Source organism: Vibrio paucivorans (assembly GCF_054053395.1).
This window is the reverse complement of sequence record NZ_CM133230.1, coordinates 1,901,120-1,920,732: the sequence shown is the minus strand read 5'-3', so window position 1 is coordinate 1,920,732 and position 19,613 is coordinate 1,901,120. Positions and strand designations below refer to the sequence as shown.

15 protein-coding genes are annotated in these 19,613 nt (G+C 41.4%); 7 read left to right on the top strand and 8 right to left on the bottom strand.

The features are described 5' to 3' along the window. Positions 1-18 precede the first annotated feature (18 nt). From ACXABW_RS08765 to ACXABW_RS08755, 3 genes are all read right to left on the bottom strand, one after another. Positions 19-903, bottom strand: coding sequence for a hypothetical protein (locus ACXABW_RS08765; RefSeq protein ID WP_457522224.1), 885 nt, complete (start codon positions 901-903; stop codon positions 19-21). Positions 904-1,006: 103 nt separating this feature from the next. Further along, a complete protein-coding gene (locus ACXABW_RS08760; protein ID WP_457522222.1) occupies positions 1,007-2,152 on the bottom strand; it encodes a cytochrome-c peroxidase in 1,146 nt (381 codons plus the stop codon). Next, a complete protein-coding gene (locus ACXABW_RS08755) occupies positions 2,115-2,384 on the bottom strand; it encodes a hypothetical protein (RefSeq protein ID WP_457522220.1) in 270 nt (89 codons plus the stop codon). Before ACXABW_RS08755 ends, ACXABW_RS08760 begins: the two co-directional genes overlap by 38 nt. A 332-nt stretch (positions 2,385-2,716) precedes the next feature. Here ACXABW_RS08755 and ACXABW_RS08750 point away from each other — a divergent pair, with 332 nt between their 5' ends. Beyond that, positions 2,717-3,115 (top strand): TfoX/Sxy family protein, encoded by a 399-nt coding sequence (locus ACXABW_RS08750; RefSeq protein WP_457522218.1) that lies wholly within the window; start codon positions 2,717-2,719, stop codon positions 3,113-3,115. Positions 3,116-3,183: 68 nt separating this feature from the next. Here ACXABW_RS08750 and ACXABW_RS08745 read toward each other — a convergent pair whose 3' ends face one another. Beyond that, positions 3,184-4,158, bottom strand: a complete 975-nt coding sequence (locus ACXABW_RS08745; RefSeq protein ID WP_457522216.1) for a RepB family plasmid replication initiator protein — start codon at positions 4,156-4,158, stop codon at positions 3,184-3,186. A gap of 279 nt (positions 4,159-4,437) precedes the next feature. Between ACXABW_RS08745 and ACXABW_RS08740 the strand changes: the two genes are divergently transcribed. After that, positions 4,438-6,246, top strand: a complete 1,809-nt coding sequence (locus tag ACXABW_RS08740) for a sensor histidine kinase (RefSeq protein WP_457522215.1) — start codon at positions 4,438-4,440, stop codon at positions 6,244-6,246. 33 nt (positions 6,247-6,279) lie between these two features. On the opposite strand, the gene gbpA is transcribed toward ACXABW_RS08740, so the two are convergent. Further along, complete coding sequence (gbpA, locus tag ACXABW_RS08735; protein WP_457522214.1) at positions 6,280-7,752, bottom strand: N-acetylglucosamine-binding protein GbpA; 1,473 nt, start codon at positions 7,750-7,752, stop codon at positions 6,280-6,282. Positions 7,753-8,307: 555 nt separating this feature from the next. On the opposite strand from gbpA, the gene ACXABW_RS08730 reads away from it, so the two are divergent. The 3 genes from ACXABW_RS08730 (at position 8,308) to ACXABW_RS08720 (ending at position 14,803) form a co-directional block, all read left to right on the top strand. After that, positions 8,308-11,340 (top strand): Ig-like domain-containing protein, encoded by a 3,033-nt coding sequence (locus ACXABW_RS08730; RefSeq protein ID WP_457522213.1) that lies wholly within the window; start codon positions 8,308-8,310, stop codon positions 11,338-11,340. A 132-nt stretch (positions 11,341-11,472) separates the two neighbouring features. Next, on the top strand, positions 11,473-14,097 hold the full coding sequence (locus ACXABW_RS08725) for a glycosyl hydrolase family 18 protein (protein WP_457522212.1): 2,625 nt from the start codon (positions 11,473-11,475) through the stop codon (positions 14,095-14,097). Positions 14,098-14,326: 229 nt separating this feature from the next. Beyond that, positions 14,327-14,803, top strand: a complete 477-nt coding sequence (locus tag ACXABW_RS08720; RefSeq protein ID WP_457522210.1) for a hypothetical protein — start codon at positions 14,327-14,329, stop codon at positions 14,801-14,803. Positions 14,804-14,830: 27 nt separating this feature from the next. Here ACXABW_RS08720 and ACXABW_RS08715 read toward each other — a convergent pair whose 3' ends face one another. From ACXABW_RS08715 to ACXABW_RS08705, 3 genes are read right to left on the bottom strand one after another with little or no spacing between them, the layout of a single operon-like run. Then, a complete protein-coding gene (locus ACXABW_RS08715) occupies positions 14,831-15,145 on the bottom strand; it encodes a hypothetical protein (protein ID WP_457522208.1) in 315 nt (104 codons plus the stop codon). A 12-nt stretch (positions 15,146-15,157) separates the two neighbouring features. After that, on the bottom strand, positions 15,158-15,664 hold the full coding sequence (locus ACXABW_RS08710) for a hypothetical protein (protein WP_457522207.1): 507 nt from the start codon (positions 15,662-15,664) through the stop codon (positions 15,158-15,160). After that, positions 15,657-16,421 carry a winged helix-turn-helix domain-containing protein gene (locus ACXABW_RS08705; RefSeq protein ID WP_457522205.1) on the bottom strand — a complete coding sequence of 255 codons (765 nt, stop codon included), beginning with the start codon at positions 16,419-16,421 and terminating at the stop codon, positions 15,657-15,659. The genes ACXABW_RS08710 and ACXABW_RS08705 overlap by 8 nt, the downstream gene beginning before the upstream one ends. A gap of 424 nt (positions 16,422-16,845) precedes the next feature. Here ACXABW_RS08705 and ACXABW_RS08700 point away from each other — a divergent pair, with 424 nt between their 5' ends. Then, positions 16,846-18,513: a sensor histidine kinase gene (locus ACXABW_RS08700; protein ID WP_457522203.1), complete on the top strand. Its 1,668-nt coding sequence runs from the start codon at positions 16,846-16,848 to the stop codon at positions 18,511-18,513. Continuing rightward, the gene (locus ACXABW_RS08695; RefSeq protein WP_457522201.1) at positions 18,513-19,142 is read left to right on the top strand and encodes a response regulator transcription factor; all 630 of its coding nucleotides are present in this window, start codon (positions 18,513-18,515) and stop codon (positions 19,140-19,142) included. Before ACXABW_RS08700 ends, ACXABW_RS08695 begins: the two co-directional genes overlap by 1 nt. Positions 19,143-19,613: the final 471 nt, after the last annotated feature.

Here is a 19,613-nt window from a genome sequence, read left to right as displayed (position 1 = left end):
TTGGTGAGTATGGATTGTTTAGCTAAAGCGAGGGCGTAACCGTGCGGCAAAGTTTTGAGGGGACTTTGTCCTCAACTCGAACAGTAGAATTACTGCAGCAGCAAAGATTGGCAAATGGCCTTCTATCTCATGCGCACCGTGGATTACCGCTGTTGTCACAAATGCGAAAGTTAGCATGATAATAGTTAGGCGACTGGCTAAGCCAAACATCAGGAAAAGCCCTAAAACGAGCTCACATAACCCAACAAACCAAACAAAGTGTAGGTCGGTTACTTCAGCTAATCCGATAGAAGGAAAAAAGTTGTAAAACGGAAACATTTCGACAAAGACCAGAGCCAGACCCGGGTATGCAATCTTCTCTGTGTAAGCTAACACAACGAGTTGTAGACCGATGCCAATTCTCAGTACGGTGACGGCTGTGTGCCATGTTTTGTTAGTCGCTAAGTTGTAGTGCGTCGCTAGCTTACTATCAAATACGGAGATATGGTGCCCGGTCATCATCATAAATATACCAATCGCGACAAACTCAAACACATAGTTTACTGATATCGCAAAAGGTATGAGCACGACCATAGTGACTGTAGTGATCAGTATGAAAAAGCCTGATAGCCCTATGCTCACTGTGGCCGATAGTACGATTAAAGATTGTAGCAATACGCCCAAAGACAGGTATTCAGTGGGAAGGTTTATGTTGGGTGCAACAAACCCACCTCTAATAAGCATAAGTAAGAAAAATAGAATGGTTAACGTCGAGAAATAGCGCATGTAAATTGTACGTGGAATTGAGACTTTTCCGGCTACTACTTCGCGAACAATACCGCCACTAAATCTTGTGATAAATAGCCCCGCAATAGCAAAGATTATTACAAATAGAGTGATCGCGGCGTAAATTGTATCGGGCACGAAGCTAACTTGCTTCATTTCGTCAGTGGAGACAAACCACTGAACATGAGCGAAAGCGCTGTTAGGTATAAGCGCACAGCATATTGCAAGGCGAATTGCCCATTTATAGTTTATGTTTGAAGGATGTTGAGTATTCATCATTTATGGCCTTTAAAAACAAAAGTAACTGTTCTCGCTGATGTGGCATTAATCTAAGTGGGCGCACATCAGTGTGTGATAGGGGGTAGCTGTATGGGTTTTTGTAGAAGTCCAGAACCTGAGCCAACGAATCGAAACGACCGTCGTGCATAAACCTTGGGCTGCCTTTTTGATTTCGGAGCGATGGCACTTTAAAAGCTCCAGAGAGATCGCTGCCCGTCAAACGTACATATTGGTAATTGGTGCAATCCTGACTTTGTTCCCATAGATCGCAGCGATATCTAGACTGTTGATACTGTTGTGCGCCAAAAAGTCGGTCATTGGATGCATTAGAACCAGTGCCGATCGCGTAGAACCCTTCACTTGTGAAGCGAGAACCGTTGTGACAGTCGATACAGCCAGTTTTATTAGAGTCTAAAAACAGTTTTAGACCTTGAATCTCGTCTTCTGACATGAGGGTAGTGTCTACTGAATCGTGCGATAAAAGCTGGTAGCCAAATTCATCGAACCTTGTCCAGTAGTGGGTTAGTGTTTCAACGTAGGACGCAATAATTTTCCCGATCTCGACGAATTGTTTTTGAGTGTCTAATGTTGTTGAACAAAAAGACAAAGCGTTAGAGTAGTCGTTTGAATATTTGCGACATACTATTTGAACCGCATTGCTTGCTGATAAGCCATGTTCATTCTCTAGAGCTTCAAGAATTTGTGCCCATAGGGAGTCCGCGCGTCCATTCCAAAAAAACCACGATTGTTCCGACACTCCTCTTATGCTCATTGCTCGGTGTGGACCCTCTGGTGTAATTTCTTGTGTCATATTATTTATGTCGTGGAAATTAGCTTCAGGGGCATGGCAAGTCGCGCAGCTAACGGTTAAGGAAGCACTCAGCTCCTCGTCAATAAATAGCTCTTCCCCCAGCCTCTCGGTTTCTTTTTTGGGCGCCGACGTATCTGGAACGCGTAGAATGGTATCCAGTAGCAGCGACTCAATTTTGGCTATTTCAGAATCAGTAAACGAATCACTGAGTGGGCTGCCTAATGGACTTTGGTGATGCTTGAATATGTAAGCAAACGCACTAACTAGCGTCAAAAGTAAAAGTAGTAATTTCTTCATTGTCGGACTTAATTCTTACTTTCCAGATACCTGGCATGTTAAAAAATAAGCCATCAATGGCGCAGTGAGAATCATCGATCCTTGAAAGCACAGGGTTGGTGGGTAATCCGTGTGCATGACTTGGCATATAGCCGGAAACTGTGAGTAACGAACAGTCTTCTTTTATTGGAAATTGAGCTGAAAAGAACACATTTGTGTTTACAGAGTGAATGCCGCTTTCTTCAATAGGCATTGCGCTCATTACAGTGTGTGACAACAGCAGGGTAGCGAATACGAAATATCGAACCATTAAATTTTAACTCGTGTGGAAATAAAGTACTGATATTATTGTCAGGTTTTTTGGGTTTTCAATTTGTCCGACGCTATTTCATAATTTAATCACCACCGGTGCAAAATAAGTGTTCGAGAAAATATTCCTAAGAGTCTATGGAGGATATTATTGGAGGCATTGATGAGTGTTGCATTTATATAAAAGAGGGCCTAAAGGATTACGGATAACCACTAAATACTCTCTGTGTCATTTTTTATAGCATGGCTTTACGTTTGTGTAGGATCGTAATTGTTATGAATGAATTTTTGGATAGATACTCGAAGGCAATTGTTTATAAACCTATGTTTGGTGGCTATGGTTGTTTCATCAACAAAAGAATGTTTGGCTTAATAGTTGATGGTGAATTTCATATTCGTTCTAGTGATAAGAAGATGAAAAACTATCATAGTTTAGGGTGGGAGCAGCATACCTATACTAAAAAAGGAGGACATATTGCCCGGACTCGTTACTTTCGTGTGCCGGATGCAGACATGCAAAAGACGGAAAAATTATCGGCGCTCATTAATGGTGCGCTTAAACTAGATAATCGAGAGATAGGGCGGTATAAAACCAACAAAAAGGTTAGGAATTTGAGTGACTTTATATCATCAAGGAAAAACGCGCATATATTTAAGAGTCCTACAGCGCACTAAACGGCACCTATCGCTTGGTACCCACCAGTTATCGGCTACCAAGCGATATTGCTTTAACTCGTAGAAAGTTAAATAGTTCTTATCTTCCAGCGTTCTAGCGCCATGTCGATGAGTGAGGAATACGTCTGATAGGTTGTGTCACAAGTTTGTCTTCTAGGTACCTTACAAGATACAAGGGAGTTAACTGATTTTCGAAGGATGGGATGGACTAAGGCATAAGAGTCTGCGCTTTCTTCGCTGACATAGTCACATAGCTTTATTAGCTCCATCAGCTGATTAATGGGTATTTTGACGTTTTCTGGGTCGGTTTTGATATTTTGCTTAAGGATTTGCTTGATTCTTCGATGATTTGAAAGAAAGCGAGATTGGGAGAACGAGCTTGGTTTGGGTTTAACAAGAAATTTTAAGAACAATTGCCCATCGACTGATTTATACAGTTCATAGCCATACGTACCCACCTCGCTGGTTCCTATATTTAATCGATGTCTTACTGAAGGGTAAGAGGTGAGAATCGAAATCGACGAGTCAATGATTTTTCTAATGAACACCTCCGGGGACTCGAGCGATGGAGATAACACACTGCCGCCTTCTCCCAGAACACCAAACATGTACTGCAATTGTTGAATGGGAAACCTGATTTGATTGTGTGTTTGGGAGAGATAAGAAAGTAACTCATAAGTTCGTTTAGTGTAGTAGCCACTCAATCCCATCAAAGTTTCGTTGTCTAGCAACACTCGATCTTGGCCAGTATAATTTAGGCTAAATAGTTTTTTTGAAGTGCTGTTTAATTCAACCATCAATGCTCTCTCGTTGTAACTTACCCAAGAGAAGAGGTATTCAAAGGTATAGTTCCCGCCGTTATCAAGGATGCCGACTTTGACGTTTCTCATTATGTTGACCGGTGTCTTCAGCAAAGAGTGCAAGTACGTTTTTTGATAGCAGGATAAAAACTTTTCTATTTCTTCTGAACTAAAGGTTAGTCGTATGACTTTGGATGTATCATGTAGGTTGGGATACAACCAGTTTGATTTAGTAATGATCATCGCAATGATATCAGCGACTTGACTAGGTATATTTAGGCTTGAAAAGATGAGAGGTGATGGTTTGATATGTCTTCGATTTATCAATTTATCATAATTTGTTGATAGCATTCCTTGGTACCCACTACAGAAATAGTGACAAAATGCTACTTATCTTTTTACGCAACGTAACTAGTGGTTTCCCGAAGTCTATAGCTTTTATAGATATTGTTTCAAAGAACCTTTACTTATCAATACCCTGTAATAAACTAATTTTTAACACTATTAAGATAGGTAGTCTTCGTGAACTCTTCTTTTATTCGCATTATTCTAACTATTGTCTTGTGTACTTTGTTCACGAAAACTCATGCATCCCTAAGTCAAACCACAGAATCCAAGCCAATTAAAGTTGGTGTCCTCGCTGTGAGGGGAGAGGCCAAAGCGTTGTCGGACTGGGGGCCGACTATTGATTGGTTTAACACTCAACAGCCAGACGTTTCATTTGAACTTGTTCCTCTTAAATTGCCTGAAGTGCAAGCGGCGGTGGAGACCCAGGATATTGATTATCTGATAACCAATGCCGCTCAGTCGGTATTTTTGAGCCGTAAATACTCTGCCTCTTGGCTCGCTACTTTAAAAAGCCAGCGGGCAAATGGCTCTCTTTATGCAACGGGCGGGGCTTTGGTTGTTTTACAAGAGTCGCTATTTGAAGATTTGGGTGACCTGCAGGGGAAAATTATTTCACTAATGAATGTCAAGCAAGTCGGGGGGCATACTCTGTTTCGCCAAAAGTTCAGTCAAATAGGAATAGATGCAGACACATACTTCGATCAAATCATTTCACCAGGATACCCAGCTGACTTAGGGCTATATATGCTCAAGTTTGGAGTAGTGGATGCTGCCATCGTACCCGTTTGTTTAATGGAAGAAATGGATGAAGAAGGGTTTATCGATATCGATGAGTTTCGCGTATTGGAAGCAAAAACATACGCAGGATTTCCATGCAGTATCTCAACGAAACTTTACCCGAATTGGAGTTTCGTTAGGATGCCTTGGACAGATGAAGGTATTTCCAAAAAATTAACTCAGAATCTATTGGCAATAGAGAAAGACTCTCCGGTAGCTTTGGCTTCGAGATCTCATGGTTGGTCAATTCCATTGAGCCAAAAAGATGTTGAAGATGTGCTTTTTGACTTGGAGATTCACCCATACCACGAAGAGTGGTGGGAGGCCGCTTACGATTGGTTTAGAAGAGAATGGGAGCTCCTTTCGACTATTATCTTGATGCTCGTTCTATTTGTTGGCTATAGCATTATTAGAGAAGTTTTATATGTAAGAAGTCGAAATCAGTTGATACGAACTCAAAAGGCGCTGACAAAGAAAAATGCTCAGTTAGCAAGGCAAGAAAAACTGCTCTCCGTCAGTGAACTGGGCTCTAATATTGCGCATGAGATTAATCAGCCCCTTACTGCGATTAGTAACTTTAGCCAGTTGGGAGAATTAAAGTTATCTGCCCCAAGTGCTGATGAGTCGATTAAAGCCCTTTTCTCTAAAATTCACTCGCAAGCAGAGCATGCTGGGAGAGTGGTCAGTATGCTCAGGTCAAAGATCAAGAAAGAAGACCTGCAATTGGAAGAAATCGACGTCGCCACTTTCATTGATGAAGTGATGGTGTATGTGCTGATGCATCAACAGCAAACTGTAGTGCAGTTCAGGCTAGAGAAGCAACTGGCTGTGTCTAACGGTATATTCGACCCAATCGGGGTTCAACAAGTTGTTGTAAATTTGGTTAAAAATGCCATTGAATCATGCATAGAGAAGCGATCAAAATATGCGGATTATCAGCCTACAGTTACGGTTATATGCGAAACCGACGAGCATAACATTCGGTTCTGGGTAAGGGATAACGGCCTCGGCTTAGCCAGTGAGCAACATGGTATGCCGGAGATATTTACTTCTACTAAGGAAGGAGGGATGGGGCTTGGACTATCTATATGTACGGATATTGTAGAAAGGCATGGCGGAAAATTTACGTTGAAGAATAACACCAAAGCTGAAGGTTGTTGTGGATATGTAGAGCTACCGCGAGTTCCTGAAGTATCTCAGAAATAAAAACACCCCCAATAGGGGGTGTTTTTTTGTTTGTTAGTTGATTCTATCCCACGCTTGTTGCCAATGAGAACCTACACCTGGTTCAAAGGCATTAGAGCCTTCATTCCACTGCTGACAGAAGCCAGAGTTAGGGAAAGATTTACATTGGTATACACCGTTATCTGAAGCTAGAACTTTAGTACCCTCTGTATAGCTAGATAGGCCATCAGGGAAAACGAAATCGTATTCCTCAGAAGGTGGTGGCGTTGTATCTTCTTCGTTTAAATGGAAATCTAAAGTTTCTTGGGAGATAACATTGTTATCCGCATCTTTAATCACCTGAACTAACATGTGATGTCCTGGTTCTGATTTTGAGAGTTCTAGCGTAATTGGGTGGCTTGTACCATCGGCAAGTAGGCCAGCCCATTTTGCTAGAGGCTCTTTGTCGTGGTTGTAAACCGTCAGTTCACTTTTTAAATCGCCTTCAGCATTTAGCGTTAGATGCAATTCTACTGGGTCGTCGCCGATCTGGTAGTGACTTTCCAGTCCATCGACATAAAGAACTGACTCAGGAGTAGGTGGTGTTGCTATGTCATAGCCAATTTCTACACTGCTAATATCGCTGTTAGAAGAGACATAAATAGGGTTTGTCCCATAGGACGGAGTAAACTCGCCGTCGTTGTATTGACCAGCTTTAAGCTCGCCTTGCTCTGCGTTTATCTTGCTCGCTAGCGCATGTGACCATTGCTCGGCTTCAACTGTGTTTGCATCGATAGCCAGCTCTGTACGATAACTCGTATTTTCTCCGTTGCTATCGAATACTCGTGTATAAACGGTATCGCCGACTACGAGTTCTTGATTTGGATAAATAGTCCCAGCTTGCTGCCAATCAGGTACGGCAGGAGAATCGCCTTCAAAACTAACATCGATGACGTTATAGAATGCAGCAGCAGTATCACCTACGTCCCAAACCGCTAGGATTACATGGTATCCTTCTCTTTCTGGTACATTACACTGGTGAACAGTGTGTTTTGGTGGCTGAACCATATTGCCATCAATTTCACAAAATGGAGTGAGATCGAATGACGAGCGCGTCAAAACTTCGTTCGGGTTCCAGTTAGGCTGTGTAATGTAGTATTTCCAATCTTTGGTCACATGGTTTGCGGTGAATGTCCATTCAAACTCTTGAGGCCCGGCAGTGATTGCTCTTTTAACCCAACGATCAGCTCGTTGCTCGTTGAGGTTAGCAGTGCCCGCGACACCACCACTCGCAATTTCTCCGTCTTCTGGGCCTGCTTCTGGAAAACCTTCAGGACCTTCTACACTTTGTGGTTCCCACTGTATCGGCCCACAATCTGTATTTTTCTCTCCTGTATCTGGTGTCGCGTACTTACAAAGTGCTACACGAGACGCTGCGATTCCTTCTTCTGTCTCAGAAATGTAACCATGTGCAGCAACATTAGAGGAAACCCCAATAATGGCAAGGGCTAGGGTGCTTTTTATTAACCGTGAACTATTGTTTGTCATAGTGAACTCTATATCAATTTGTTTTTAAATATGGACTTTAATTAGGTGAACAAGGTTGTCGTTCGGGATTTACTATAGATTTAATAATTGAAATTGGAAGTATAAATATATTTATTAATATAAATGGTGGTTATTGGTTTTAATCTTGTGTTTAGAGTTTTGTAATGAAAATATGATTTAATTATCCTTAAAGTAAGTTTTGCGGAAAACCACTATTTATTGTCTTTTGTTATTAAGGCTTAATATGAATGTCTCAGCGTTAATTAGGTGACAACCTTATCTTTGACGTCCCGGAATAATACCTTATTGTCTACTTGACTCCTGTAGACCGTTAGCCCCTAGCACTTAATGCCTTTCGTGTTGGGGGCTTTTTTTATTCTCAATTTAAATTGGTGTTTATTATATTTGGATCAGCAATTTTTCATTCAATAGTTACCCTTTCATTATGAATTTATAGTTATGCGTTGCTAGATTTTTCGCGCTGCTTTTATCTCTGGGGAGAAATTAGGTTCAACTCATATAAAAGTAAGGAAAATACTATTTAGGAATGGAAATATGAAAGTTAAAGGCTTTTCAGCACTATGTTTATCGCTTGCTGCGTTAGTAGGTTGCGATGATGATAGTGGAGGTGTAACTACCCCCCCTCCAACTCAACCTCAAAATGAACTAATCGAACTGCAGATATCCCCTGTTACGGAAACTACGCGAAGCGCGTCAGAAGGGGTATTGATACAACCCGATTCCACAGTAAATTTTGTTGCGATAGGAACATACAGTGACAACCAACAGGAAGTGCTAACCGATAAAGTAAATTGGAACACAACTTCAGACGAACAACAGATATCGCTTGATCAATCTGGTTTCGCAACTGGCGAAGCTACCGGTTCGACTGGGGTTCTAGCGAGCCTTGATGGCATAACAAGTAACGAATTGCACATCACTGTCGGTGACGAATCTGTAACTAAGGTTCAGATCACTGAAAGTAATAAAACTCTCCCTGTAGGCGGAAAGCATAAACTGACAGTGATGGGGCAGTTCTCTGATGGCAGCTCCCTTCCTCTCGACCCTCAACGGATACAATGGCAATCAAGTTCACCAAGCATCGTAGCTGTTGATTCTTCGGGCGTGATAACTCAGAGGGACGAAGGAGCTTCAACTATTGAAGCGATGTACCATGAATTCGTGACACAATCTGAAGTTGTCGGCGTAGAAGCAGATTTAGAGTCAATTCAAATTGTTCCAGGTGAGGTGTTGTTGCCCCAAGGGTGGACGACTCAATTGTACGCGTTAGCTATTTATGACTCTCAAACGTACGTCGATATCACTGAGCTCGCAAATTGGGAGTCAGCAAACCAAGAAGTGCTAACTCTAACCGATGAAGCCGGCGAAGTATTGGCCCAGTCTGCTGGTGAATCCTCCATTTTTGCATCTTGGCAAGGTGTTAAAGGCAGCACGGTTGTAACTGTGGAAAGTGCAATGCTCGAACGTATCATGCTCACCCCAGCTACGACAAATATGAGACTAGGTGGGAGCTTAGATTTCACTGCCATGGGCATTTATAGCAATGGTGGTGTGGTTGATTTAACCAGCTCGGTCTCTTGGGCGAGCTCGGATTCAGAAGTGACCTACGATGGTAAGGGAGGTATCACGTCAACAGGTGTAATGCCTTCAGCTAATCCGGTTGAAATCACGGTGAATGAGCCAGATAGTAAAGTGTCTGCAACCGCACAATTGACAATTTCTGACACTGAAATTTCATCAATCATTGTCCAGAACACAGATATTGAGTTAGGTATTGGCGAAAAAGCGGATGTTGTGATTACTGCTGTTTATGATGATGGTTCAACAGAATCAATTACTTCGGGGGCCCAATTTACATTCAGTGACCCCGATGTCGTAAGTGAAATCGGTGGTGAAGTTACCGCAGAAAAACAAGGCGGTACTAATTTTACTGTTGAATATCTAGGTGCGCAGGCGAGTGGAACAATCACAGTTTCCGATCGTAGCTTGGTATCAATTGAGGTAACGCCAAAACAATCAGAAGTTATCAAGGGGCATGTTCAAGCATTTCACGCTATAGGCATCTATGACAACAACTCTACAAGAGACTTAAAAGACGAAGTTGTTTGGATTTCAAGTGCTCCAGAATTTGTTTTTGATCCTTTACATTCGGGGAATGCTTCGAGTGATGTTGCGATAGCCGATGTTTCAGTTAGTGCTGAAATTGATCACATTACAAGCGACCAAGTGGCGGTTACAGTCATCGATGCGGGTGAGCTGGTCGAGGTTTTAGGGTATGTAAAGGACTCTTCAATTTATGTAGACCAAACGACTCAGTTGGTTGCGACTGCCGTTTATGAAGGTGGTGCGACTGAAGATATCACCAGTGACGTTACTTGGACCGCAGATAACGATAAAGTTAACATCACCTCAGACGGTTTGGTCTCGGCTAAATTTGCGGGAGAGGAAAGTATCTCTGGCTTATACAGTACTCTCGCAATTGGGCCAATTGAAGTCACTATTGATGAAAGCTTAAGTGATACGTTAGTTGCTATTGTTTCAACGATCGATAAAAACGTTTTATACCTAACGGAAGAAACAAACGCGACGGCTCTAGCTATTTATGCCAATGGTCACGTGTCACAGGTTGTACCAGAGTGGGAAGTGGTCAACACTGATGTCGCAAGTGTTGATACGAACGGCAAGGTTACAGCCCTAGCTGAGGGAACAACGTATCTAACAGCAAAATACAACGGAAAACAGTACACTATTCAAGTAACAGTTATAAAACCAGAAGTAGTTCGTACTTTTATGACAAGCAATGGCAATCCTAACAATCAACTTCCAATTGATGATGGTTCGGGGTTACCTGTGCTTGATGCCGAGCAGTATCAGCATCAGATGTTATATGTTTGGCAAGAGCACGCTGATGGGCGTAAGGAAAGACTATTTAATGAGCAAAGTGTTGATTACCACTTGTCTTACACGACAGATAGTTTTCGAACCAAGGAGAGTGTTATTTTCCCAAACAGTACAGGGCGATACCCTGTTACGGTAAATGTTACGACTACCGATACTAAACCGGATACGGTGGCCTCGTTTGAAATATTGTTGGATATAAAAGCGACAACGTTACCAAGCTATAGTCTTCCACTAGAAAGCGCGCAAGGGCAACACTACTTCTATCCAGCAACAACAGAACAGGCAGACCGTGTCGGTGCTGAGTACGAGGGTAGCTACCGCTATTTCATTGAGGGTTCTCCAGTCGAATTCGCATTATTCAGTCGTTCTCAGTCTCAAGAGTATTGTTATGCGATGGGGTATACAAGCACGACTCCTGGTGATGGTGTAGGAGGCGGGGACGCTATGCCACTTAACGTTCAATCACTAGATGGTTTCTTTAAGCTTGATAAGTCGCAATGGCAAGATGATATTGAGGTCGATGATACAGATGGAATGCCTGTATGGGGCAGCACAGGTAGCGACCGCTTTGCATACAACCCATGGACGGAGAAAGCTGAACCTGTCGAGGATGATATGCCAAGATTGGCAATCTGCCATTCAGGTTGGTCTAGTTCTTGGTATTAATCGCATAAGCCTACCTTTATGGGTAGGCTTTATAATTTAAAGAGGTATTTATCACTAATTCATCAATACTTTAGGCATTGAAGTGAGCATATTAACTGGATTGAATAATCCATCCAAATGAGGCTCATCTCAATGAAACACTTTAAACTTAACAAAACTGCGACCGCTATATTGGTAGCTAGTTCACTAGCTGCTGCTCCACTCATTAGTACATCGGTTCACTCTGCGCCTTGGGAAACTGGTCAAGGGTTAACTCAAGAGAAAGTCGATGCATCAAAAAACACTTTTAATACCTATCGAAGCGATGCGGCAAAGCCTAAAGTGTCTGCTTACCTATCTAACTGGACGCATTTTCAGCAAGGCTATGAACCGTCTATCGAAGCGCTTTCGAAATACGATACTGTAATCCTTTCATTTTTCGGGCTATGTGGAACTGAAGTGGGCGACCCTTCAATTACAAGTTCAGTGATAGCGTTGGAGAACGAATGTGATGCAAATGGAGGTAAAAAGTTTGAATTGATGACAACTGATTCATTTGCTGATCTGCGTAAAGCATTCCCAAGTGCGGGCATAGATGGTGACTGGGATGGTAAATGGATGAGCGATGCCGATGGTGGTCTATTTGGCGTAATGAAAAAGCTTGCTGCGGAAACCGATACCAAGATCGCAATTTCTATTTTTGGTTGGTCTTTATCTAACATCGCATCAGATGCCGTGAAACCAGAAAATCGCCAAATTTTAATCGATAGCTTAATTGAGTTCGTGACGGCATACCCTTTTGTTAGCCAGCTCGATATAGATTGGGAATATCCAGGTATTCTGGGGGCTCCTGAGAACGTATTTGATCCTGAAAATGATGCGCGTAACTACGGTGAGTTTGTTTCAGAGCTGAAACAAGCCCTTGTCGCCAAGGGACGAGATGATGTGAGAATTGGCATCGCCTCTGGAGCGCCGCAAGACAAAATAGATGCGGCAGAGTTAAAGAGCTTAGTTGATTCCGGCGTGGATACGATTCACCTAATGACTTACGATTTTTTTGGTGAGACATGGGCGGAACAACTCACGCACCATACCAACTTGATGAAAAACGAAAACAGCGATTGGTCTTCAGATACTTCAATTCAATATATGATCAACGAACTCGGTGTGAACCCTCAAAATATTCAAATTGGCTACGCAAACTACAGTCGCAATGCGACAAAAGCTGAAATTGAGTCTCATAGCCCCCTAAAAGGGACATTTACGAGAGGCAATGGCACAGTCGTAGGTACGTTTGAAGGGGCTGTGACGGCTATCAATGATGTATTTACCAATTATACTCGCGCAGACGAAACAGGTCTTAACCCTATTAATGGCTACAAGCTCTTCACCGATGCGCAAGCTAATGCCGACTATTTATATCGAGATGAAGGTGGCATATTCAAAACACTGGATACGCCAAGAACCGTGTATGCAAAATCCCAATATGTACAAAAACATAACTTAGGTGGCATTTTCACTTGGATGGCAGACCAAGATGAAGGCTTAATGCTTAACGCCGCGAGAGAGGGTTTGGGCTACGAAGTTGAAACATCAGTGATTAATATGGAAAACATTATTAATACTTGTGGAGACAACATTACGCCTGAAGACTGTGCAGAGCTGACACACATTTATGATGATGGAGTCTCTCTTCCAAGCGTTGAAGCTGGGGAGAGCGTTGAAGTCGAGTGGGAAGAAGGAAAACAGTATTCTTTGAGTGGAGCTGTTACTAATGCCAGTGAAATTGAAGCGACGAAATGGTCAGTTTCACAAATCGAAGGAGAAGATGTAACGCATAGTGACATCGTTATAGATGATAGCTCTAGCCTTGAAACCTATTTTTCAATCGCTGCGGAGCAACCGATTGAGCATAGCCTAGAAATTGTCTTTGAACTGAGCGCTCAATTGGCTGATGGTAAAGTTGTACAAGATTTTATGACGTACACGGTAAAACCTATTTCTGAACCAGTGAATGTGTCGATTGAGTCCATTGATTTTCCTTCGGAATATTATATTGCTGAAGGTCATGATCTCTCGTTAACAGCAAATATTAAAAACCCAGATAATAGCTATGTCGAGTTTGACTGGGAAACGAATGAGGGGGTTAAGTTTGTCGATAGTTCATCGAACCCGGCTGAAATTGACCTTTCTAGTCTGGTGAACAAGCCTGAGTATGATGTTGAGTTTTCGATTGCGGTATCAGACGGTGAAAGTGTTTTAGCGACGGCAACTGATACTTTGCGAGTGATTGGTGACGCAAGTAGTAATGAGCCGCCGAAAGCAGCGATCGAGTTGCAAACAGAAAACCCAGTAGTGGGGACTGCCGTTCTACTTGGTTCTGCCTCAACGGATGAACTTGAAGAGGAGCTTTCACAGAACTGGGAAGTGACGCTAAACGGCTCACCAGTAGTCTCGAGATTTGATGGCAGTGATTACAGCTTTATGCCGCAAGAAGCAGGAGAGTACGAGGTTTCTCTCACTGTGACCGATGTGTTTGACGAAACCAGCACTGATACTTTGCTTCTCGCAGTCAAGGAAAAACCGAGTACGGAAGCTGACTACATCTATCCAGATGGTTTCGGTAACTATCAAGATGGAACTACCGTAGAGTTTGTTGGTGATGGTATTTATCAATGTTTTGGAGCTTGGTCTGCAAACTGTAACGATGAAGCCTTTTTACCTGGGATCGCAGCTGACCCATCTTGGGTAGATCTTCAATGGAAAAAAATAAAATAACGCTGTAACTGCAAAAGCCCGGCCATAGAGCCGGGCTTTTTAATGTTTCTTGCGTGGGTGTGTTTTCACTAGTATCAATTTTGAATATTACGGGGTACAAATTTCAAAACTCACTTTCCAAAGCGAGTAAAGGTTATATGTGCTTGGATTTCTCTTCGTAGCAGGTCACAAAAAGAGTTGCGTAAAGCTATTAGATTTAAATCTCCTTTAGTGAAACTAGGAGTTAGAAATGAAAAGATTACTACTTACCTTATCGATTATTTCAGCAACGGCTTCTGCCAACAATGTAGTCCCATGGGATTTTGTGGTACAAAACAGCTCATCTTCGCCGGTGAACTTTTCGGAGTATCAAGAGCAGAATTGCTGGTTACCCACAGCCGCCGACAACCCAACTCAAGCACCACCATTCGCAACTTCTGTGCTCCTTTCGTATATTGATAACCAAAACATTACAGGCTGCTCGGAAGAAGAAGGGCCTAGATACATGACATTCGATGGCTCTTGGCTTAGTGACTCATTTTCAATCAGGCTGGAATATCAGCCTCCGAATCTGTGTAGTCAGACGCTCATTGTAAATGGACAGCACGATTTCCAATCTTTTCAGTGTGATATATACAACCCAGCAGAAAGATTAACCTCTGGTATCGCTATCGGAAGTACTATTAAGTTGATCCCACCGGAAAAGAGCTTAGAACGTTTAGATTAATAAAATGCCCAACCTTTTGGTTGGGCACTATGCTTCATCGCTTAGTACTTGATTTATGAGTTTTTGATGTTGAATGTTTAAAGCTTCTTCCTTTTGCTCTATCAAACGCCATTCATTTTGGAAGGTGCCAGAGACTTCTTTATAACAAAGCGGGCAGCATTCATGCTTGGTATAGAAATGAGACTTTGGCGTTTGTAGAAAATAAGACTTGTGCTTTTTACAATAAATTTTAAGTTGGGTTCGACTGTTACGGTATAAGGCTTGTTGGTAGCCGTATTTATCTCCCCACCTTAATGTGGCTTTATGTAAAAACTCCTTTTGTGTGAGTTTTGGATACGCCATAGTAATTGGTTCTTAATAAGCTTGCTTTAGCTCGGATTTTTGGTAGCTCAATACTTGACCACCATTCCTATACGATAAGATGGATATGGTATTTTCATCTTCGAATAGCCTTATGTTTGAATTTAGCTTCGAGGACTTCCTAGCAACGCTTGTTTTCTTTCTCGCAATAGGGAGTTTTCTCGCATTACCTATCTTTTCCTTGTATAGGTATCTAGTATCATCTGCTCTGAAGATGTCAGTATCATGAGTTTCATTTGTAAACCTTCCTGTGGTTTTTATTTCAGCATTTAAATAGTTCTCATCTTTTGACTCTTTGACTCTTGTGAGCAGTGCATAAATACCACCGTCGATATATGTTTCTATGTCTACTTCGGCACTGTAGTTGCTATCCAGATCCTCTACTGTATAACTGGAAGAATAAATGTTTTCTCCCTGGTCCTTTAATTCAAAGTAGTAGTAGGAGCCTAAATTAAATGACATTAAAGAAGCACCTACTAGAGTGAATACAATTTTACGCATTATTCAATTCCTCCTTGAACAGATGAATAGCCATGTTTGCAGTATTATTCTCTTTAGTTTTGTATAGTTTGTTGACTATTTGGCCATCCAACTTAATTATTGATATCGATATATTATCTTTGTGAATGTAAAGAAAGGCATGTCGGATTTTATTTAGTAGTGCTTTGTTTTTCTCAAGCTCTTCCCCCGAGATGATATAATCAGAGTGTATAGTCAGTTTTCCACTTTTATATGTTTTCAGCGAGGACAGTAGAGCACTGTCCTCTGAGTAGTCGAGCCATGTGAAAGCGGTATTTATTGTAAATACAACTATGAGAGTCATCACTGCGTGCCATTTCCAACGTTTTACGTATGGAATTAGCTTAGCCGAAGATAAACCGATACTTTCGTCTTCAGCTACATGAGGTGGAGTACTTTTGCTGAATGATTCATCTACATCAGTATTAGTAATGCAATCAATATTTAGTAAGTATCCTTTTCCACTGACAGTCTTTATATATTTCTGTGTTCGACCTGCGTCGCCTAAATATTGACGTATGTTTTTTATTGATTGCGTAAGAGAGCTTTGTGAGACAATTTTACCTTCCCACGCAGAATTGAGCAGTGACTCCTTACTCACTACTTCTCCAGCATGATCACACAATACCCAAAGTACATTAAAATCTTGTCTTCCGATCTGAATTAGTTCTCCGTTGCTATTGAGCTTTAGGGTGTTTGTGTTTCCATCCACTATGTACTTGTTATCTATCGTATACATTTTCCGTTATACCTATGGGGTTCCTAAAGTTAAACTTGTAATAATTTTGAAATATTTAATGTTGATAATATATCTTGAGGGAGAGTAATATTAATTTTCCCTACACCAAGACGAGATTATTATATTTTATGTTTGTTTTTATTGATTGTATGTAGTGGTTTTCCGCAATAATACGTTTTTGAGGTTAAATTATTTTTCCGTGTATACAAAATGAATTTATTAATTAAAATGATAACGATTGGATAATTTGGTTTAATTGGTTATTAACTTGGTGGAACATATTCGATTACTGAAGGCTCTATATGTAACCACTGTAGTCGTGGGTTCGATAGTTTTTAGTTGCCCAAATATAGTGCTGGCGCATGAACTTGATGTTAGAACCGTAAAAGAAGTAAAGGTTGGTGTACTGGCTAATAGAGGATTGTTGAACGCTGAAAGTACGTGGCTACCAACTCTTAACTATTTAGAAAAGCACATCACGGGTTCAAAATTTAAGTTGTATCCAATAGCTCGGAATGAAGTCGAAGAAGCTATTAAAAATCAACGTGTTGATTTCTTTATTACCAACTCAATCCAATCTGTGTATCTTGCTGGAAAATATGAAATGTCGTGGGTAGCGACGAAAAGGAGCAGGTATGCAGGTGGCTCATTAGTAGCAAGTGGCGCAAGTGTTATCGTTGCTGCTGAATCTAGCTACCAAACGATTCATGATTTGAAAGGTAAGAGGATATCTATTCCTTCTTTGTCTGAACAAACTGCTGGCGGACATTCAATTTTCCGAGCTAAGCTTAAAAGCCTAGGTATTGACGTAAAGTCCTACTTTAGGGCTGTTGTTAGTCCCAATTACCCTACCGACATGCATTTGCTATGGGTTCGTGATGGTTATGTGGATGCAGCAGTTGTTCCTGCGTGTTTACTGGAGCAGTTAGAGCAAGAGAAATTGGTTGCACCAGGTGAACTAAGAGTGCTAGGAAAGCAGTTTTTACAAGATTTTCCTTGTGCCAGTTCAACGAAATTATTTCCAAATTGGAATGTTCTCGCGGGTAACTGGGTGTCTAGTGAATTATCAGAAAATGTTGCCTATCACCTATTACGAATGCCTTCGGTGTCTGAAGCTGCAATAGCTTCAAATGCCGAGGGATGGTCAGTACCACCGAGTATTCTCAGCGTAGAGAAGCTGCTACTTGAACTAAATATTCACCCATTGAAGCAACGCTGGTGGGTTGGTGCTAAAGCTTGGTTTTTTGAGAGGGTTGAATTAGCGGTTACGGTCTTAACTTTACTTCTAGTTTTTGCAATATACACCGTCGTTCGGGAGAGATTGATCAGGACAAAACATTCAAGCCTTATTAAAGCAGAACAACAACTTGCAGATAAAAGTGCACAACTGGCTCATGCTCAACGTGTTTATGTAGTCGGTGAGCTAGGGAGTAGCTTAGCGCACGAAATCAACCAGCCTCTTACTTCTATATTGAACTATAGTTTTATCGGAAAGTTGAGAAGCTCTCAAGATAACGTTGACTCGAGAGATTTTGCAGGGTTGTTTACTGACATTCATGACCAGGCTGAGCGAGCGAGTAACGTCGTCAAACGAATTCGTGAGCAAGTCAAAACCAGCAAGAGTAACAGTAAGTTAACAGATATCGACAAGCTAACTTCGGAAACGTTACAACTGGTAAAACAGGAAGCTGTCATTAACGGCGTCGCCTTATCATACAGCCAGCTCGATCGGCCATGTTTTGTAGATATGGATCCAGTTGCAATCCAACAAGTGCTTATCAATCTTATTACCAATGCGATAGAGGCATGTGTGACTAACGATGGCAAAGCTATTGAAAAAAGAGTGGTTGTCAAAACTAAATTGAAAGATAACAATGTTTATATGAATGTTATTGATACTGGTATTGGTCTAAGTGATAACTTTGAGCATATTTCAAAACCATTTGTTACGACAAAAACTGAGGGTTTGGGCTTAGGGTTAGTCATTTGCAAAGATGTGATAGAAGCTCATGGCGGTGAACTGAGCTTGAAAAATGGGCCAGTAGTGGGCTGTACGGCAGAGTTTTATTTACCTATAAGTGAGGAGAGTTAATGCTTGTTTATATCGTTGATGATGAGCCGTCGATTAGGGAATCACTTTCAATGCTACTCAATGAACTTGGGTATGAAACGGAGTGCTATACGGATGGTGAAGATTTCATAACAAATGCGAACGTCTCTGTGCCTGGGTGTGTGATATTGGATAATCATATGCCAAGGATGGCTGGGACTGATGTTCAAAAGTATTTGGTTGAGCAGAAAAGCCCTTTAGCAATAGTGTTCCTAACTGGTCGAGGTGACGTTCGTACAGCCGTTAATGCGCTGCAATTAGGTGCTGTGGAATTTTTAGAAAAACCGATAGTGATAGGCAAGCTTACATCAGCGGTTGATAAGGCGTTTGCTAATTCCATTGAGTTTGAAAAGGAACTTTCAGTTTTGGCCCAGTACGAATCTTTAACTCATCGAGAGAAGCAAGTTCTAAAACATGTCGTTGTAGGGAAAAAGAACAAACAGATAGCAGATGAGCTCTTTATTGCGATAAGGACTATGGAGATTCACAAAGCAAACTTAATCAAAAAGTTTGATGCAAAAAATGTAGCGGAGCTCGTGACTAAGTTTTCTTTGATAGCGAATAGAGTTAAAGACGAAGAGCATACAAGTAAATCAATCAGTCTAGACTAGGTGCATCAGTAAAAGTAGTTCTTAAACTAAGTTTGGTTCTGAGCACCGTGGTATTCTGAGTTTCTATTCATTTGATTAGCTCAATATTCTTATACAGATGTATAGACAAGCTATTTAGGCTGCCTATCGCTTAATTAGTGACTATCTAACTCCTCCACTAACTCATACACCTGCCTTCCATTCTTCTAGCCTCTCTCGTTAAGAATTTATTAGAGGGTGTATTATGTGCGCCTTGTTGCATTTTTAAGGCTGAATCTTGGAGCTTAGTTGAGGTGCGGCAGTATGTTCACAAATTCCAGGCAGTGATTCGAGTTGGACTAAAATTGAGTCAAAGGTATTCTGGAGAGAAACTACTGTATAACGACACCCTAGCTACACCCTTTATACACCCATGGACTAGTCAGGTATTTTAAGGTTTTGATTTGAATGAGAAAGTTAAGACTTTTAGAGCCTAAAAACGGTGAAACCCCG

What these genes read in the sequence shown, in the direction of transcription:
- ACXABW_RS08750 (WP_457522218.1), top strand. Translation starts at nt 2,717, where the DNA reads ATGAATGAATTTTTGGATAGATACTCGAAGGCAATTGTTTATAAACCT.
- ACXABW_RS08730 (WP_457522213.1), top strand. Translation starts at nt 8,308, where the DNA reads ATGAAAGTTAAAGGCTTTTCAGCACTATGTTTATCGCTTGCTGCGTTA.
- ACXABW_RS08720 (WP_457522210.1), top strand. Translation starts at nt 14,327, where the DNA reads ATGAAAAGATTACTACTTACCTTATCGATTATTTCAGCAACGGCTTCT.
- ACXABW_RS08745 (WP_457522216.1), bottom strand. Translation starts at nt 4,158, where the DNA reads ATGATCATTACTAAATCAAACTGGTTGTATCCCAACCTACATGATACA.
- ACXABW_RS08725 (WP_457522212.1), top strand. Translation starts at nt 11,473, where the DNA reads ATGAAACACTTTAAACTTAACAAAACTGCGACCGCTATATTGGTAGCT.
- ACXABW_RS08695 (WP_457522201.1), top strand. Translation starts at nt 18,513, where the DNA reads ATGCTTGTTTATATCGTTGATGATGAGCCGTCGATTAGGGAATCACTT.
- ACXABW_RS08755 (WP_457522220.1), bottom strand. Translation starts at nt 2,384, where the DNA reads ATGCCTATTGAAGAAAGCGGCATTCACTCTGTAAACACAAATGTGTTC.
- ACXABW_RS08705 (WP_457522205.1), bottom strand. Translation starts at nt 16,421, where the DNA reads ATGTATACGATAGATAACAAGTACATAGTGGATGGAAACACAAACACC.
- ACXABW_RS08715 (WP_457522208.1), bottom strand. Translation starts at nt 15,145, where the DNA reads ATGGCGTATCCAAAACTCACACAAAAGGAGTTTTTACATAAAGCCACA.
- ACXABW_RS08760 (WP_457522222.1), bottom strand. Translation starts at nt 2,152, where the DNA reads ATGAAGAAATTACTACTTTTACTTTTGACGCTAGTTAGTGCGTTTGCT.
- gbpA (WP_457522214.1), bottom strand. Translation starts at nt 7,752, where the DNA reads ATGACAAACAATAGTTCACGGTTAATAAAAAGCACCCTAGCCCTTGCC.
- ACXABW_RS08710 (WP_457522207.1), bottom strand. Translation starts at nt 15,664, where the DNA reads ATGCGTAAAATTGTATTCACTCTAGTAGGTGCTTCTTTAATGTCATTT.